Annotated in this window: 14 protein-coding genes and 2 pseudogenes; 14 read left to right on the top strand and 2 right to left on the bottom strand. The window is 57.9% G+C overall.

What is annotated here, in order from left to right:
• Positions 1 to 18: 18 nt before the first annotated feature.
• Complete coding sequence (locus GA829_RS32365; protein ID WP_195179925.1) at positions 19 to 1,353, top strand: DUF2254 domain-containing protein; 1,335 nt, start codon at positions 19 to 21, stop codon at positions 1,351 to 1,353.
• Between the two features lie 7 nt (positions 1,354 to 1,360).
• Here the strand turns inward: GA829_RS32365 and GA829_RS32360 are convergent, their stop codons facing one another.
• Positions 1,361 to 2,629: a cation:proton antiporter gene (locus GA829_RS32360; protein WP_195180156.1), complete on the bottom strand. Its 1,269-nt coding sequence runs from the start codon at positions 2,627 to 2,629 to the stop codon at positions 1,361 to 1,363.
• A 372-nt stretch (positions 2,630 to 3,001) separates the two neighbouring features.
• On the opposite strand from GA829_RS32360, the gene GA829_RS32355 reads away from it, so the two are divergent.
• The 13 genes and pseudogenes from GA829_RS32355 to GA829_RS37410 all read left to right on the top strand — a co-directional run bounded on the left by GA829_RS32355 (position 3,002) and on the right by GA829_RS37410 (position 12,304).
• Positions 3,002 to 3,097: a pyrroloquinoline quinone precursor peptide PqqA gene (locus GA829_RS32355; protein WP_195179924.1), complete on the top strand. Its 96-nt coding sequence runs from the start codon at positions 3,002 to 3,004 to the stop codon at positions 3,095 to 3,097.
• Positions 3,098 to 3,218: 121 nt separating this feature from the next.
• Positions 3,219 to 4,157, top strand: coding sequence for a pyrroloquinoline quinone biosynthesis protein PqqB (gene pqqB / locus GA829_RS32350; RefSeq protein ID WP_195179923.1), 939 nt, complete (start codon positions 3,219 to 3,221; stop codon positions 4,155 to 4,157).
• Positions 4,154 to 4,912 (top strand): pyrroloquinoline-quinone synthase PqqC, encoded by a 759-nt coding sequence (pqqC, locus tag GA829_RS32345; RefSeq protein WP_195179922.1) that lies wholly within the window; start codon positions 4,154 to 4,156, stop codon positions 4,910 to 4,912. The genes pqqB and pqqC overlap by 4 nt, the downstream gene beginning before the upstream one ends.
• The gene (gene pqqD, locus GA829_RS32340) at positions 4,909 to 5,205 is read left to right on the top strand and encodes a pyrroloquinoline quinone biosynthesis peptide chaperone PqqD (protein WP_195179921.1); all 297 of its coding nucleotides are present in this window, start codon (positions 4,909 to 4,911) and stop codon (positions 5,203 to 5,205) included. Before pqqC ends, pqqD begins: the two co-directional genes overlap by 4 nt.
• A complete protein-coding gene (gene pqqE / locus GA829_RS32335; RefSeq protein WP_195179920.1) occupies positions 5,202 to 6,326 on the top strand; it encodes a pyrroloquinoline quinone biosynthesis protein PqqE in 1,125 nt (374 codons plus the stop codon). The genes pqqD and pqqE overlap by 4 nt, the downstream gene beginning before the upstream one ends.
• A 61-nt stretch (positions 6,327 to 6,387) precedes the next feature.
• Complete coding sequence (locus GA829_RS32330) at positions 6,388 to 8,034, top strand: PQQ-dependent dehydrogenase, methanol/ethanol family (RefSeq protein WP_195179919.1); 1,647 nt, start codon at positions 6,388 to 6,390, stop codon at positions 8,032 to 8,034.
• Positions 8,035 to 8,080: 46 nt separating this feature from the next.
• Positions 8,081 to 8,215, top strand: a complete 135-nt coding sequence (locus GA829_RS36995) for a hypothetical protein (protein WP_258052385.1) — start codon at positions 8,081 to 8,083, stop codon at positions 8,213 to 8,215.
• A gap of 16 nt (positions 8,216 to 8,231) precedes the next feature.
• Positions 8,232 to 8,771 carry a c-type cytochrome gene (locus tag GA829_RS32325; RefSeq protein ID WP_195179918.1) on the top strand — a complete coding sequence of 180 codons (540 nt, stop codon included), beginning with the start codon at positions 8,232 to 8,234 and terminating at the stop codon, positions 8,769 to 8,771.
• Positions 8,772 to 8,776: 5 nt separating this feature from the next.
• Positions 8,777 to 9,568 carry a cytochrome c oxidase subunit II gene (coxB, locus tag GA829_RS32320; RefSeq protein ID WP_195179917.1) on the top strand — a complete coding sequence of 264 codons (792 nt, stop codon included), beginning with the start codon at positions 8,777 to 8,779 and terminating at the stop codon, positions 9,566 to 9,568.
• A 436-nt stretch (positions 9,569 to 10,004) separates the two neighbouring features.
• Positions 10,005 to 11,444: pseudogene (locus tag GA829_RS37655) on the top strand (cbb3-type cytochrome c oxidase subunit I).
• A 38-nt stretch (positions 11,445 to 11,482) separates the two neighbouring features.
• Positions 11,483 to 11,701: a hypothetical protein gene (locus GA829_RS36970; protein WP_258052383.1), complete on the top strand. Its 219-nt coding sequence runs from the start codon at positions 11,483 to 11,485 to the stop codon at positions 11,699 to 11,701.
• 30 nt (positions 11,702 to 11,731) lie between these two features.
• Complete coding sequence (locus GA829_RS32310; protein WP_195179916.1) at positions 11,732 to 12,088, top strand: hypothetical protein; 357 nt, start codon at positions 11,732 to 11,734, stop codon at positions 12,086 to 12,088.
• A 162-nt stretch (positions 12,089 to 12,250) separates the two neighbouring features.
• The gene (locus GA829_RS37410; protein ID WP_308462360.1) at positions 12,251 to 12,304 is read left to right on the top strand and encodes a hypothetical protein; all 54 of its coding nucleotides are present in this window, start codon (positions 12,251 to 12,253) and stop codon (positions 12,302 to 12,304) included.
• Between the two features lie 2,843 nt (positions 12,305 to 15,147).
• On the opposite strand, the pseudogene GA829_RS32300 reads toward GA829_RS37410, so the two are convergent.
• Positions 15,148 to 15,536: pseudogene (locus GA829_RS32300) on the bottom strand (ISKra4 family transposase); the annotation flags it as partial.

The following is a 15,536-nucleotide window of genomic DNA, read 5'->3' as shown; positions in this document are numbered from 1 at the left end:
CCGCCGCGACTTGAAATCGTGAAGGCTCGGCTCAGAAAATTCCTGACGTCTCTGGCCGACACGTTTTGGCTGGTTCCTGCTGCTATGACCGCTGCAGGCATAGTGCTGGCACTTGGCATGGTCGCCGTTGATCGGAGCGGCGTCATCCCGATGTCCCTCCTGGACAATTCCTGGCTTTACAACGGCGGCGGCACTGGTGCGCGAACCTTGTTGGGCGCGGTCGCTTCCTCCACTATAGGTGTTGCCGGCACGGTCTTTTCCATTACCATTGCCGCGCTTTCACTGGCTGCTGGACAAATGGGACCGCGCCTCTTGCGGAACTTTACCAAGGACCGCGGCAACCAATTCACATTGGGCGCATTCCTCGGCACTTTCTGCTATGCCCTCATGGTCCTACGCACGGTACGCACCCAGGATGAAGGCATTTTCGTTCCGCATCTCTCGCTTACCGTCAGCATTCTGCTGGCTTTCGTCTGCGTCGCCACTCTTGTTTTCTTCGTTGGCCACATGGCGGGGCGCATTAACGTAGACACCGTCATTGCGTTGGTCAGCCTGGACGTGCAGCGCGCATTCGGGCGAATAGCCGTGAAAGAGAGACAACCATCGCCTCCTCCGCTGTCGTTCTGGAAAGAGGCAGCGGTCATTCTGGATGGTCGCCGAGGTTACCTGCAGCAGCTGGATGACACCGGATTGGCGGAATGGGCGGCCGACAAAGGAACGGCGGTGAGATTGCTGGTGCGACCCGGCGACTTTGTGTTTCCGGGGGCGCCGATCGCGTTGATGACGCCGCCGGTAGATGGCGCAGAGGAAGCCATCCGCGATGCAACCGCCTTGAGTGCGCAGCGCGGGAGCTCTGCTGATATCGAATTCGCGGTGCGACAGCTTGTCGAGGTGGCCGTGCGGGCGCTGTCTCCGGGCATCAACGACCCGCATACCGCTGTGAGCGTGATCGACCGCTTCGGCGCCGCGCTCTGTGAACTCGCCCCACTTCATCTGCCCGCTGGTGTGCTGCTGCACGAAGGAAACCCGGTGCTCGTCGTTCCAGCCGTCGGGTATGACGGACTTGCGGATGCGATGTTCCACATGATCAGGCAGAATGCAGCAGGCAGTGCCGCCGTACTCATTCGCTTGCTGGACGTGCTCACGGCGGTAACGAGTTGCGAGCACGACCCATCTCGCCGGGCTACCTTGCACCGTCATGCCGATCTGGTGGTAGGTGATGCGAAACGCAACATTTCAACGCCCGAAGATATCCAAGACATCACCCGAAGGCATTCTGGTTTCCTCGCGATGAAGGACCATGGCCCCTTTGGCCACCTCGAAGCGCTGACCCAAAATGCACCCAAGAAATAGCACGGTTTTAATCATTGCCGCTTTTGTAACTGAGCACCGTGCGGCGCGCGACGTAGCCGAGCGTCGATCCCTGCACGATCACGCTGAACAGCACAACCGCATAGGTTGCCGCCAGGATCGTTGGCTTTGCCGTGCCTTCGGGAACAGAGAGCGCCAGCGCAATGGATATGCCGCCGCGGATCCCGGCCCAGGTCAGGAACAGAACGTTGCGGCCCGACATCAGCCGGTTGACCCAAGGGACCAGGATGGGTGCACCGACAGCGAGGAAGCGTGCGGCGATCACGATTGGAATGGCCGCGGCAGCGACAAGCAGTGAAGCCGGGTCAAATCGCAAGATAAGCACTTCCAGTCCGATGAGCAGGAACAGCAACGAATTCAGAACCTCGTCGATGAGTGTCCAGAGACCGAAAAGGTATGTTTGGGTACGGTCGCTCATCGCATCGCGGGGCCCTCGATAGCCAATGAGCAGACCTGCCGCTACGACTGCAAGTGGGCCACTGACATGAATGCGCTGCGCGAGCGCGTAGGTTGCCGTCACCAGCGCCAGCGAAATGAGCACTTCGATTGCGTAGTCGTCGATCAGCCGCATGCCCCAATAGGCAATGTAGCCCGTTAAGATGCCCAGCAGAAGCCCACCACCGGCCTCTACAATCAGGAGTTCGGCGACCGACGTCAGGCTCGTGCTTTCCTCGGGCGCGCCGATCGCGAACGCCAGCAGGATCGTGAAAACGACAATGCCGACACCGTCGTTGAACAGGGACTCGCCCTGCATCTCTACTTCGAGACTTGCCGGGGCCTCAATATTCTTGAGCGTGGCCATGACAGCCACCGGATCGGTGGGGCTGATGAGCGCGCCAAAAACCAGCGCCCACGACAGCGGCAATGAAAGACCAAGAAGGCCAGCGGCCTGCCAAAACAGGAGGCCTATGATGAAGGTCGACGCTATAGTGGCGAAAGTAGCAAGCACGATCACAGGTACCGCGCGACTGAGGAGTGTTCCAAAATCTACGTGGAGCGCACCTGCGAAAAGCAAGAATGCCAGCATCCCGTTCATGACGACCGATGTAAAGTCTATTTGGAGCAGCGTCTTGGTCAGGGGCTCGAACAGGTGCTGCTCTGGCAGGATGGCGTCTATCATCACCAAAATGAGCGAGGCCACTACACTCATTGTCAGCAGGCCGATGGTGTGCGGCATAGGCAGAAATTTATGATTGATCCACCCCAACACCGCTGACGTCGTCAGGAGGAGAGCAGACATTTCGAATATCGACAGCAGCGGCTTATCTCCAGGTCGCGGTGGTAAAAAATAGATTGCTGCGAAGATGCGGCCAGCGCCGTATCGGTTGTTCTCGGTTCCAACCGTCGGGATTGCAGCGCCGCAATCTTGTACGTGTCTTCACGTCCATGGGAAAGGTACGCGGTGCGGTCAAAGTTGAGAATATGGAGAACACGGGGCTCTTTGAGAGGCGCCAGCCAGGCCCGTTGCAAAAGAGTTCGTATGCTAATTCCAGAGGAACCGGATTCGCATCACGACGTTGTGTCAACGCAAAGCCGCTCACGGCCTTATAACCACTTAAACCCTCACCATGAAGTATCGTTAGGTTGGTGACGGCAGACTCCGACGCGCTTGGTATAAAAGGAGAAAGCTATGAAGAAGACCTGGAAGAAGCCGACCATGTGCCAGGTGGCAGCGGGCTTTGAAATATCGCGCTATTTGCCTGCGGAGATTGCTTCGAAGAAATAGCCAGTAAAGCGCGCCCTTCCAAACCGGGGCGCGCTACCCCTTCCATGTCGAAGGGCCTGTTAGCGTTCAGCGGAAGAATGCTATAAAATTCATTCGACTGCTCTAATAGAGTGGCGTCCTGATGCGCATGAAGATACTCGGATCTGCCGCAGGCGGTGGCTTGCCGCAATGGAACTGTAATTATTACCTAAGCCGCGCAGCACGTTCTGGTTTGGCAGGCATTCATAAACGTACACAATCCAGCGCCGCCGTCTCGGCCGATGGGGCGGCTTGGGTCCTTTTCAACGTCTCACCCGATATCAGACAGCAGATCGCGGAGACGGCGGTGTTGCAGCCATCCGTGAATTCGCAGCTCCGCTCGACGCCGATCCGTGCGGTGGTACTCACTAATGCCGATGTCGATCATATCGCCGGCTTGCTCAGTTTGCGAGAGCGGCAGCCCTTTGCTATTTATGCGACGGTACAAGTTTTGGCGGCCTTGGACGCGAATTCTATCTTTAACGTCCTAGATCCGGAACTTGTCCCAAGACGCTTACTGCCGCTAGCGGAAGAAGTGGCGATCCGCGATGCTGAAGGACTTGAGACGGGTGTGACGGTTGAGTGCTTTCCTGTATCGGGCAAGATCGCACTCTACCTGGAAGACAGACAGCACCCGCATGCGAATTTCAGCTCGAATGCCGGTGACACGATTGGGATTCGCGTTGCTGGTGGCACCGCTGGCGGCGCGGTCTTTTATATCCCAGGCTGTGCGAGCATCGATGCCGTCCTGCGTGCAATGCTCACCGACGCGTATTGCCTGTTGTTCGACGGCACGGTCCATGCCGATAATGAGTTGATTGCCGCCGGTGTCAGTCATAAATCCGGAGTTCGGATGGGCCATCTGGCGATGTCGGGCAACGCAGGTTCCATCGCCGCTCTGGCCGATTTGAATATCAGTCGCCGGGTCTTCATCCATATCAACAACACCAACCCTGTTCTTGATGAGAACTCGGCCGAATACATGTCAGTTCGGGCAGCAGGGTGGGAAGTGGCCCGCGACGGAATGGAGATAGAATTTTGAGCGATTTCCACCGCGCGGCTAAAGGAGGCTTGTCGGCCATAAAACTCGAAGCTCTGCTGAGACAAGTAGGGGCCGAACGCTACCACCACCGTCACCCTTTTCATCAAAAGATGATCAGCGGCGCACTCTCGAAAACGGAGATGCAAGCATGGGCGCTGAACCGCTTTTGTTACCAAGCCGTGATTCCTCGCAAGGACGCGATGATCCTCGCCCGTGCCGAGGATCCCGCCTTTCGTGCTGCATGGCGCAGGCGCATCGAGGATCATGACGGAGCGGACGGCTGGAGTGGGGGTATAAAGCGATGGCTGCATCTTGCAACCTCCCTCGGTCTCGACGCTGACGTCGTCAAGAGCGAACGGCTGGCGCTGCCGGCAACACGTTTCGCAGTCGGTGCCTATCTCTCTTTCTGCACGAACCGGACGCTAATGGAGGCGGTCGCGTCGTCACTGACGGAGATGTTCTCGCCGGCCATAATCGGCGAGCGAGTTCCGGCAATGCTGGCTAAATACGATTACGTCACCGAGGACACGCTGGCTTATTTCACGCGACGTCCCGAACAGGCTACGCGCGATGCCGACTTCGCCTTGGCATACGTTCTCAAACATGCCACCACGCCGGAGCGACAGCAGCAGGTGGTCGATGCCCTCGTATTCAAATGCGATCTCCTTTGGGCGATGCTAGACGCTCTTCAGCATGCCTATGGCGAGAAGACAAACATACCGCCCGGCGCCTTCTGTCTGGAACTTTCGCCATGACGGAGCTGCGAAAAAGAGCGCTGTTGGCACCACATTCTGTTCCGTTCCTGCCAAAACACGTGCGCATTCAGTTCGATCCCGTCCGAAGCGCATTCGCCGTACTGTCGCCCGAGAAGGTTTTTTGGCCGAACGAGATCAGTCTCGACATATTGCGGCGTTGCAATGGGCGTTCCTCGGTCGCTCAGATCATCGCCGGTCTTGCCGCCGAGTATGACGCGCAGGAGGAGGACGTTGCGACCGACGTCATCGCGTTCCTACAGGGATGGTCCGACCAGCTGTTGGTCAAGCTATGAGCGCACCCCTCCTACCTCCTATCGGCATGTTAGCGGAACTAACACATCGCTGCCCCCTGCAATGCCCCTATTGCTCTAACCCGGTCGAACTGCTGAAGGCTAATCGCGAACTCGATACGCGGACCTGGCTGGAGCTGTTCGAGCAGGCCGCCGAACTTGGCGTTCTTCAGGTACATTTGTCAGGCGGTGAGCCAACGCTGCGCCGGGATCTCGAGCAGATCATAGCCAGGCTTTCCGCCCAAGGCGTTTATACCAACCTAATCACTGCGGGCGTCGGCATTGCCGATGGCCGCATCGAGGCATTTGCTGAAGCTGGGCTCGACCATCTGCAACTCAGTTTTCAGGGTGCGAGACCGGAGACCACAGAGCGTATCGGCAATCATCGGGGTAGCCACGAGAAGAAGCTCGCCACCGCGCGACGCGCTCGTGCGGCGGGCTTGCCGTTGACCATCAACGCACCCATCCACCGCCACAATATCGAAGAGGTGCCGGGATTCATTGAACTTGCACTTTCGCTTGATGCCGAGCGCCTCGAGATCGCCAATGTACAATACGCCGGATGGGCGTTGACCAACCGCGGTGCATTGATGCCTGATCGCGCTGCGGTCGACAGGCAGGTCGACATCGTGGCGACGGCGCGCGAGCGGCTGGCGGGCATCATGAACATTGACTTCGTCACCCCAGACTATTTCGCCACCTTTCCGAAGCCGTGTATGGGGGGCTGGGCGCGCGACGCATTCATTGTCACACCCGACGGCACGGTGCTTCCATGCCATGCAGCGGAGACGATACCGTCGCTCTCCTTCGAGCGATTCGGGTCCCGCGGCCTCATGGAAATCTGGCGCGACTCGCCGGCATTCAATGCGTTTCGCGGCGTCGACTGGATGCAGGAGCCTTGTCGCACTTGCGATCGGCGCGAAATCGATTGGGGCGGCTGTCGCTGCCAAGCGATGGCAATCGCGGGGGATGCCGCGGCAACAGACCCGGCTTGCGTAAAATCGGTCATCCATTCCCGTATGGAAATATTGGTCAGGAATGCCGTGTCAGGGGCTGTGCCGGGCGAGAAAGACATCAGCCCGTTCGTCTATCGCCGCATAGCCCAACAACCTCCCTCAAAATAGCAAAAACGCATGCAACCGTTCAGGCCACACGGCGTTAATCCGAAAAGGCGGGGAGGGTTGCATGCGCATTCTACTGACCATAGCGGCTTTAGCTGCCATGACAGGGTCGGGACAAGCGCAATCAGCACCTACGGCGGGGATACCAAAATCGTACTCGGACGCCACGGCAAATTTTGCCGGCGCCGGCAAGCCCGGCGAATGGACAAGTCAGGCACGCGATTATGCGAACACCCGGTTTAGCCCTCTTAAAGAAATAACCCCCGATAATGTTGGCAAGCTGAAGGTGGCCTGGACATTCTCGGACGGCACGCAATACGGTCATGAGGGCGCGCCGCTGGTAGTAGGCGATACGATGTATGTAGTTTCGCCCTATCCCAACACGGCCTATGCGCTTGATCTTTCGAAGCCGGGACCTTCGATCAAGTGGAAGTTCGACCCCAATCCTTCCCCCCAGGCAATTGGCAAGGCCTGCTGCGATGCCGTTCTTCGGGGTTGGGCTTATGCCGACGGTAAATTGATCTACAATCTCCTCGACGACCACACTGTCGCTGTTGATGCGTCGACAGGAAAAGAGGTCTGGCGGACGGCCTTGGATAGCTTGGAACATGGCGTGACCATGACCCAATCGGCCTTTGCCGCCGACGGCAAAGTATTCGTCGGCAACTCCGGCGGTGAGATGGGCGTCAATGGGTGGTTGGCCGCCCTGGATGTCGGCACCGGGAAGGAAATCTGGCGCGCGCACGCTGTCGGCCCGGACACGGATGTCCGTATCGGCGACAGTTTCAAACCCTATTACGACTGGATGAAGGGTAAGGACCTGGGGATCAAAACCTGGCCAGTGGACGCCTGGAACACGGGTGCCGGTGCTTCATGGGGGTTCGTGTCCTATGACGAAAAGACCAAGACAATTTACTATGGCACCAGCAATCCTGGTCCCCGCGTGCCGGCCCAGCGTCCCGGCGACAACTTGTGGACCAGCGCGATGTTCGCGCGGGATCCAGAGACCGGAATGGCCAAGTGGGCCTATCAGTTCACCCCGCATGACCAATGGGACTATGACGGCGTCAACGAAGCGGTTCTGCTTGACATGCCGATCGACGGCAAGATGCGTCAGACTCTGGTGCATTTCGACCGCAACACGTATGCCTACACGATCGACCGCAACACCGGCGAAGTGCTGCTGGCCAATACTTTTGCCTATCAGAACTGGTCCACCGGCTTCGACAAGAAGGCTGGACGGCCGATCGTAGATCCGGCCCGCGAGCCCAAGCCCGGTGTGAAGATCGACAGGGTCTGTCCACCCGACATAGGGCAGAAGGACTGGGAGCCGCCGGCCTTCAGTCCGAACACCGGCTTACTCTATGTCGGTGTGTTCAACATCTGTATGGGCCTGACGGACCACGAAGTCTCCTACATTTCCGGTACGCCCTATGATGGCATGGAGATGGAGCGGTTTTCAGTGGACGGCCCCGATGGAAACTGGGGCGGCCTGATCGCCTGGGACCCAGCTCATGGCAAGAAGATCTGGGAAGTCCCAGAGAAATTCATGGTCATGAGTGGCGTCATTGCCACGGCGAGCAATCTCATCTTTTACGGCACCACGGATGGATGGTTCCGCGCGCTAGACGCGTGGACGGGCAAAGTTCTTTGGTCGCAAAAAACTCGGCTCGGGCATCATTGGACAGCCGATCACCTATATTGGGCCTGATAACCGGCAGTATGTGGCTGTTGCCGCCGGAGTGGGAGGTGCCGCGATGGTGCAGAAGGAGCGGCCTGGCTTCCTGCCGCGCGGCAATACGATCTATGTTTTTTCCGTCGATGGCGACACAGTCAAGACAGCGGCCGACGCCACTCCTATCCCCGTTGGAGCGGCCACTCAGCAGCAGTAACCGCCAGGAATTCGCCATGTCACTCGGTCGCATTCTTATCGCCGTGCTCATCCTCCTGGCTGTCGGCGCAGGCGCGACGGGATGGCTGATTATGACACAGAGGCAGTCGCAGAATCGAATAGACGTCGCCTATCCGGAAGGAATTGCCGCGGTTGTCCCCCTGGGCTTGAGCGCGGGTAGGTCGCCGACTCTGAGTGCCAGCACCGCGAATCCATTGGCTAACGATCCTAACTCTGTCCAGGAAGGCAAGAAACTCTTCACGTCGATGAACTGTGCGGGTTGTCATGGCTATAAAGCCAAGGGTGGGATGGGACCGGATCTCACGGACACGGCCTGGCGTTATGGCGGCACCCCGATAGATGTCTACAAGAGCATTTACGAGGGGCGCCCTCAAGGAATGCCGGCTTGGGGTAACGCTCTGCCTCCCCAAAGCTTGTGGCAACTGGTCGCTTATCTGCAGTCGTTGGGCGGTACATTCAGCGCCTCGTCGGGTGACGGCAAGCAGCAAGCGGCGGCTGACCAGGGACAGGGAGCCCCGGCGGGACAAAAGCAATGAGGCGCGTGGCGTCTCTCTTTTTGTTCACCGTTGCGCTTTCCGGTTGCAGCGGGTCTCCACTCGGCTATCTCGACGCGACAAGCCCGATTGCTGGAGCCATTGCCAGCCTTGGCCTCGGCCTCACGGCAATTTCGATCGCGGTCTGCATTGTTGTCGGCGTGTTGCTTGTCGTGGCCCTATGGCGCGGACGGCGGGCGCACGATCTCGCGATAACGCCGGTCAATGATCGTACGGCCATTCGATGGATCGGATTTGGCGTAGCAATTTCGACAGTCTTTCTCGTTGGCTCGGCAGTATGGACGCTCCTTACGGTGAGTTCGATCAGTCAGCCGGCACAGGCCAGCGCGCTCAGCATTGATGTCATCGGCCAGGAATGGTGGTGGGCAGTCAAATATCGATCGTCAAATCCTGCGCGCGAATTCATCACCGCCAACCAACTTGTGATCCCCGTGGGCGTGCCGGTCCAGATAAATCTCACCTCCAAGGATGTCATCCATTCCTTCTGGGTGCCGAAGCTTGGCGGCAAGATGGATATGATCCCGTCGCGCACCAATGTCACCTGGCTCCAGGCTGACAAGGTCGGCGACTTTCGCGGTCAATGCAGCGAATTCTGCGGTCTCCAGCATGCCAACATGGCGTTCAATGTGCGCGTGCTGTCGAAACCCGATTTCGAGGCTTGGTGGGACCGGCCAGCTTCTGCAACCGCAGGATCAGGGGATGATCCGCGCCTTAAGACATTCCTGGTGCGCTGCGCTGCCTGCCACACGATAAGGGGTACTCCGCCGGAGGCATTCTAGGACCTGACCTGTCGCATTTCGGAGACCGCGAGACGATCGCTTCAGGTCTGATGACCAATACGCCCGCCAATCTGGCAAAATGGATCAACAACACGCAGACCATCAAGCCGGGCGTAAAAGATGCCGGAACTCCATATGCTCGCCAGTGAGATCGACGACGTCACCACCTATCTGGAGGGGCTGAAATGACCACCGTCCAGCCCAATATGGAAGTTACCTCCACGCGCCAGAAACTGCTCGATATCTGGGAAAACAGCTCCCGGTCTGTACGGCTGGTTGGCAACCGTTGATCACAAGACCATCGGAATTCGGTATCTGTGCACAGCGTTTTTCTTCCTGGTGATCGGCGGGATCGAAGCGCTGGCGATGCGGGTCCAGTTGGCGCAGCCGGACCTGAAAATTCCTATCGCCGGATGCCTACAACCAGCTTTTCTCGATGCATGGCACGACCATGATGTTCCTCTATGCATTGCCGATGCTGTCGGGTTTTTCCAACTACCTCTGGCCGCTGATGCTGGGTTCGCGCGACATGGCTTTTCCGCGACTGAATGCCTTGAGCTATTGGGTTTTTCTGTTTGCGGGCATTTTCCTCTACATCAGCTTTCCGCTTGGTCAGGCGCCAAATGGTGGCTGGTTCGCATACGTGCCAAACACGAGCCTCGAATACGACCCAGGCATCAACATGGACGTGTTTGCGCTTGGACTGGTCTTTCTCGGCATTTCAACCGTGGTGGGTTCAGCGAATTTCATCGTGACGCTTCTGAGATGTCGTGCGCCCGGAATGTCCGTCAACCGGCTGCCGATACTTGTCTGGGGCACGCTCACGGCCTCGGCTGCAAATTTGCTCGCGGTTCCAGCGGTCAGCCTCGCCTGCGCATGCTCTGGCTCGATCGTCGATATGGCACCCATTTCTTTGACGTTAAAGGCGGCGGTCAGCCTTTGCTTTGGCAGCACCTGTTCTGGATATTTGGGCCACCCCTGGGTCTATGCGCTTGTCCTGCCAGCAAATGGGGCATCGTTTCCGACGCACTCCCGGTCTTCTGCCGTCGACCACTGGTTGGCTATACGTTGGTCGCGATCTCGACCGTGGCGACGATGATCCTGGGCTTCGGCGTGTGGGTACATCACATGTTCGCGACAGGGCTTCCGGTAATGTCCCTGTCGTTCTTCAGTGCAGCGAGTTTCATCATCGCAATTCCCAGCGCGATCGCCGTGTTCGCCTGGATCGCAACCATCCTGGACGGGCAAAACTTCAATTCACAACCGCCATTCCTTTTCTTCACCGGCTTTATCATGCTGTTCCGTCATCGGCGGGGTTTCGGGCTTCCATGACGGCATCGGTCGCACTCGACTGGCAATTGACCGACACCTACTTTATCGTCGCTCATCTCCACTACGTTTTGCTCGGGATAAATGTCTTCCCGGTCGTCGGCGGGCTGCATTTCTGGTTCCCAAAATGAGCGGCAGGATGATGGACGAGCGGCTGGGCAAATGGACCTTCTGGACCATGTTCATCGGGTTCAACGCCGCGTTCTTTCCCATGCATGTAACTGGTCTGATGGGCATGCCTCGACGTATCTATACCTATCCAGCGGACATGGGCGTCGGATGGTTGAACATGTTGTCGACCCTCGGCGCGTTTGTCTTCGCCGTGGGTGTTTTTCTATTCCTGATCAACGTTGCAAAAAGTCTCAAATCCGGTGCGCCGGCAGGCGACAACCCATGGGACGCACCAACCCTTGAATGGGCGACCACGTCTCCGCCGCCTGTCTATAATTTTGCGACGATTCCTCAAGTCGCCTCGCGTTATCCGCTGTGGGAGGATCGCCTTAAAGGAGACCGAAGAGAGGTCGATAATCGGCGATGCCGTTCGTGACGGAATGGTCCTGGATAAAGGCAAGGGAGACAATCGGTGTGACACCGCTCGATGCCGAGCCCAATGTCGTATTGAAGATGCCCGGTGATAGCATTCTGCCGTTCTTGCTCTCGGTCGGCATGACGGGGTTGTTTTTCGGTTTGTTGGCGCAAGTCATCTGGTTGGTCGCCCTTGGCGCCGTATGCGAATTCGGCGTTCTGGCACTATGGCTGACGCCGGAGCCACAACGCGGCATTGGAAGAGGTCGAAATCCATGACTGACCGAACAGCCAGCGAAACACTACCGGTTGGCGGGTCCGGAACTGTTTCCACCGCGTGGTGGGGAATGGCCTGCCTCATCCGCGACCGAGGCAATCCTGTTTGTCTATCTGATTTTCAGCTACGTCTATCTCGGCTCGCAGCAGACCGGTCCCTGGCCGCCATCGGGACCGCCGAGCCTGAAGCTCGTGATCCCCAACACCGTTATCTTGGTCGCCAGCAGCTTCGTGGTCGCCTGGGGCCAAAGCCAATTCCGGCAGACCGGGAAACAGCCTCAGATTGCGCTGCGGCTGGCAGGGACGATAATCCTTGGCTCCGCCTTCATCATCATTCAGGCCTTCGAATGGGCGGGAAAAAGGCATCGTGCTCTCGACCAGTGCATATAGCTCCGCGTTCTTCATTCTCACCGGGCGTGCATATGGCGCACGTCGCGGTGGGACTACTGATCCCTGACGATGCTTCTGGTCTGGACGCTTATGGGCCGGTTCAGGGGCGGTGCATCACGAGCATGATCGCACTTGGCGGCGCTCTACTGGCACTTCGTCGATGTGGTATGGATCGTTGTCTTCATCACCGCCTATGTTGGTCCCTCAATCTCATGAGCGCGCTGCACCCCCTTGCAAGCGAGTTCAGCACCCTGCGCCTCTGCGCCATGTCGCGCCTTACCGTCTGGTCCTGGCGGGGCTTTTCGCGGCACCGGGAGCGTGGCTATTGCAATTGCTGGTTTCATATTTTCTAAACGGCGATCGTTGCCCTAAAGCCCCCGCCGCTGCGATCCATACCGTTCCTCACTGTGCCCACCTGCAATCATCGCGGTGATTGCAGTGGGCAATCTGTCTCTTTGGATTGTTCTCCGCGCACCGAACATGGCGGCTTACTCGAGCGGAAGCTCCCCGGTGACCATCATGAGGCATTTGACGGCGGGGGCTGGCCGAACCCGATTCCTTGGGCTTTGCGGCCTTGTTTCGAGTTCCATCTTTCTCGCCGCGCCGTTCTGTTCGCGCTGCTCGTCCCTTATCTGGTCTCGCCATGCGTCGTCCCCTTTTTCTGACTGCGGCAGTGGCGGGAATCGCCAGCCCCGCATTTGCTCGCGAATCCGGCTCGGCCCTCTGGACTTCATGGTTTGGAGATCCACTGGTGGAGACGCTGATTGCCATTCTGATGGCGCTGTATCTGACGGGGTCGTGACAATGCTCTCAGCCGACATCCGAAATTGGGCGGTCAGCAAGCCTAGGGTGCTGGCGTTTTTTGCTGCTGTTCTAGCTCTTGTTTTAGCACTTCTGTCACCGTGTCGACGCGCTTTCGGAAGAGCTGTTTTCGGTCCCACATGTTTCAACATCTGCTGCTCATTCTCGCGGTTGCGCCGCTCCTGCGCTATATTCGAATAGCCATCTTGTCATTTTGCGAGCGTTTCCAAATTTCACCAGGCGTTATATCGGGGCAGGCAATCGCCGCATTCCCCGGGGCATGAAACAAGCAGCCCACAAGGAGGTTGCCGCCTGGATAGCCGCAGGCTTCTTCGTTGTCACGATGTGTTCTGGCACATTCCAGCGGCCTATGATTGGGCTCTTGCAACAGAAGCCGTCCACGTTTGTGAACACGTCACGCTTTTGTGGCCGCCACGTTTTTCTGGCGCGTGGTACTCACCCAGTGGCAAGCGACGCCTCAGCCCAGCAATGGCGGTCGTCCTCGTCTCATTGGTCGCAATACAAGGCTCGTTTCCTTTCGGCGTTGATTATGTTTGCTCCTCATCCGCTTTACGCTGCCTATTCCGGCAATGGGCTTGACGACCAGGTTACTGGCCGGCGTGCTGATGTGCATCCCTGCGTCTTTCGTCTATCTCGGCAGCACCATCTGGGCATTGTCGCGTATGTTGGGGAAAACAGTCGCACCCATGTCAGATAGCTCGAGCCCGAGGCATCATGGTGAATATAGGCCCCGCTGGAAATGGTCGATCGCGCGGGTGGCGCCTTTTGGGGTTGGCCACAGCAACCTATTTTTTTGAAGCCCGTCACGGGACCCCCACGCAACTTGGCGCTGGCGGGCGACGCCGCCCGCGGCGCATATATAATCCGTCTCGCCGGGTGCGGTTCGTGTCACACGGACCACGAAAACAGCGGCGCGGCACTTTCCCGGCGGCAAACCAATGTACGACACGTTTTGGAACATTTTATCCGCCCAACATCACGCGGATAAGCAAACCGGCATAGGAAACTGGACGCTCGCGCAATTTTCCGATGCGCTGAGCAACGGCAATAGCCCAAGGGGAAATCTGTACCGCCGGTCTTCCCCCTACAATGATTTGACGCTGATTGAGCGATCAAGACGTTGTTGATCTCTACGCGGCCGTCATGGCGACGCCTGCGATTGCCCACACGACGCCGCCCAATCGAGTGATCTTCCCTTTCAATATTCGGCTTCTGGTTTCTGGATGGAAGAACCTCTTCTTCTCACCGCATCGCTATCACGACGATCCGTCCCATTCGGCGTCCTGGAACCGCGGCGCTTACCTTGCAACGCCTCACGCATTGCGTGGCCTGTCACTCGCCGCTCAACGCGCTCGGTGCGGTTACTAGCGGCAAGAGGTTCACCGGAAATTCCGCGGCGGTCCCGAGGAAAGCGCCACCACTCACAGTGCTTGCACTGCTACAGGACGGTTATACGAGAGACAGCTTCGCGGAAACCCTCAAAACAGGTCTAACTCCCAACGCCGGCAAGGGTGGGCGGCGAAATGGGATTGGTGATTTCCGACGAAACTTCACATTGGACGGATGATGATCGCAAGGCAGTCGCCGATTTATCCTCTTGAATTTGAAAATAGGCCCGCAGTCCAAGTTGGCTTCGTAAGAACCCAAAAACGAAAAACCCCATCCACTGTTTTCAACAGGAGGGGGTGCAACGTCACACCTCCATGGCTGCAATTGCTTAGCCAATCATCACTTTAGTCGGGGGTTTCGCTAGATTCCGACGTTGGTAATGGGCCGTTGATGTCAAGGCTTTGGACGAGCGCGGTCGGCCGCCAGCCGGATTGGATCAACTTAACCGAAGAGCGCGGAAAGCAGCGAACGTTCCGACCACCACCATTTCGCAATGGTGCCAGCCCGCCACGGGTCGAATAGTGAAAAAGCCCACCGTGCCGTGGCCCGGGGTCGGCGCGCTAAGCGGGCAAAATGGGATAGACGACTTGAACTCAGTGGCTCAGGTAAGGTCTGGAATTTTCGATGCCGACAGGCTGGCCGCGCGACATAAATACCGGATTTCGTCTCGCATGGCATGACCGACGCCGCGCCCAAAGCCTTGTCGGCATTCCGAAAGAAGATACCGTTTGTGAATTTTTCGCAACGATTTCGCAACGGCTTCACGACTCGCTGAAACTGAGTTCACGTTTGTCGACGCTGATCAAGTTCGCCTACCATATTGGGGAGCATAAGGATTTGTGGGGCGGTCATGCGGCACTGGCTATTACTCTGTGCTCCTGACTGTCGTTGACCATGCCTGGATACCATTGCCGGAAGGTCGAGTGCAGGGAGCCGTCAAGGGTTTGGGTGCGGGTTTGCAGCAAGAGATGCGCGCCGACTTTGCTCCATTGCATCTGCTGTTTCTTGGCGAACCGCTTGGAGATAACGGCATTGACGGTCGCCTCGACGAAAGCCGAGGAGATGCGTTCGCCGGACCGGTAGCGCTCGCCATAATTGATCAGGCTCGTACTGTTGGAGGCGATGTAGACCTGGAACTCACCGATAGCGGTCAGGAACTTGCGCATATTCGGATAGTCTGTGTCGATGCCTTCCGCATCGAATTGCAAGTCGGCGATTTCGTCGCGGGCCCGTACGT

The organism is Mesorhizobium sp. INR15, from assembly GCF_015500075.1.
In the GTDB taxonomy this organism is placed as follows: Bacteria; Pseudomonadota; Alphaproteobacteria; order Rhizobiales; family Rhizobiaceae; genus Mesorhizobium.
This window is presented reverse-complemented; position numbering and strand designations above follow the sequence as displayed.

Coding starts and splice junctions, on each gene's coding strand:
- GA829_RS32355 (WP_195179924.1), top strand. CDS start 3,002: ATGAAGAAGACCTGGAAGAAGCCGACCATGTGCCAGGTGGCAGCGGGC.
- pqqB (WP_195179923.1), top strand. CDS start 3,219: ATGCGCATGAAGATACTCGGATCTGCCGCAGGCGGTGGCTTGCCGCAA.
- pqqD (WP_195179921.1), top strand. CDS start 4,909: ATGACGGAGCTGCGAAAAAGAGCGCTGTTGGCACCACATTCTGTTCCG.
- pqqE (WP_195179920.1), top strand. CDS start 5,202: ATGAGCGCACCCCTCCTACCTCCTATCGGCATGTTAGCGGAACTAACA.
- GA829_RS32330 (WP_195179919.1), top strand. CDS start 6,388: ATGCGCATTCTACTGACCATAGCGGCTTTAGCTGCCATGACAGGGTCG.
- GA829_RS36995 (WP_258052385.1), top strand. CDS start 8,081: ATGGTGCAGAAGGAGCGGCCTGGCTTCCTGCCGCGCGGCAATACGATC.
- GA829_RS32325 (WP_195179918.1), top strand. CDS start 8,232: ATGTCACTCGGTCGCATTCTTATCGCCGTGCTCATCCTCCTGGCTGTC.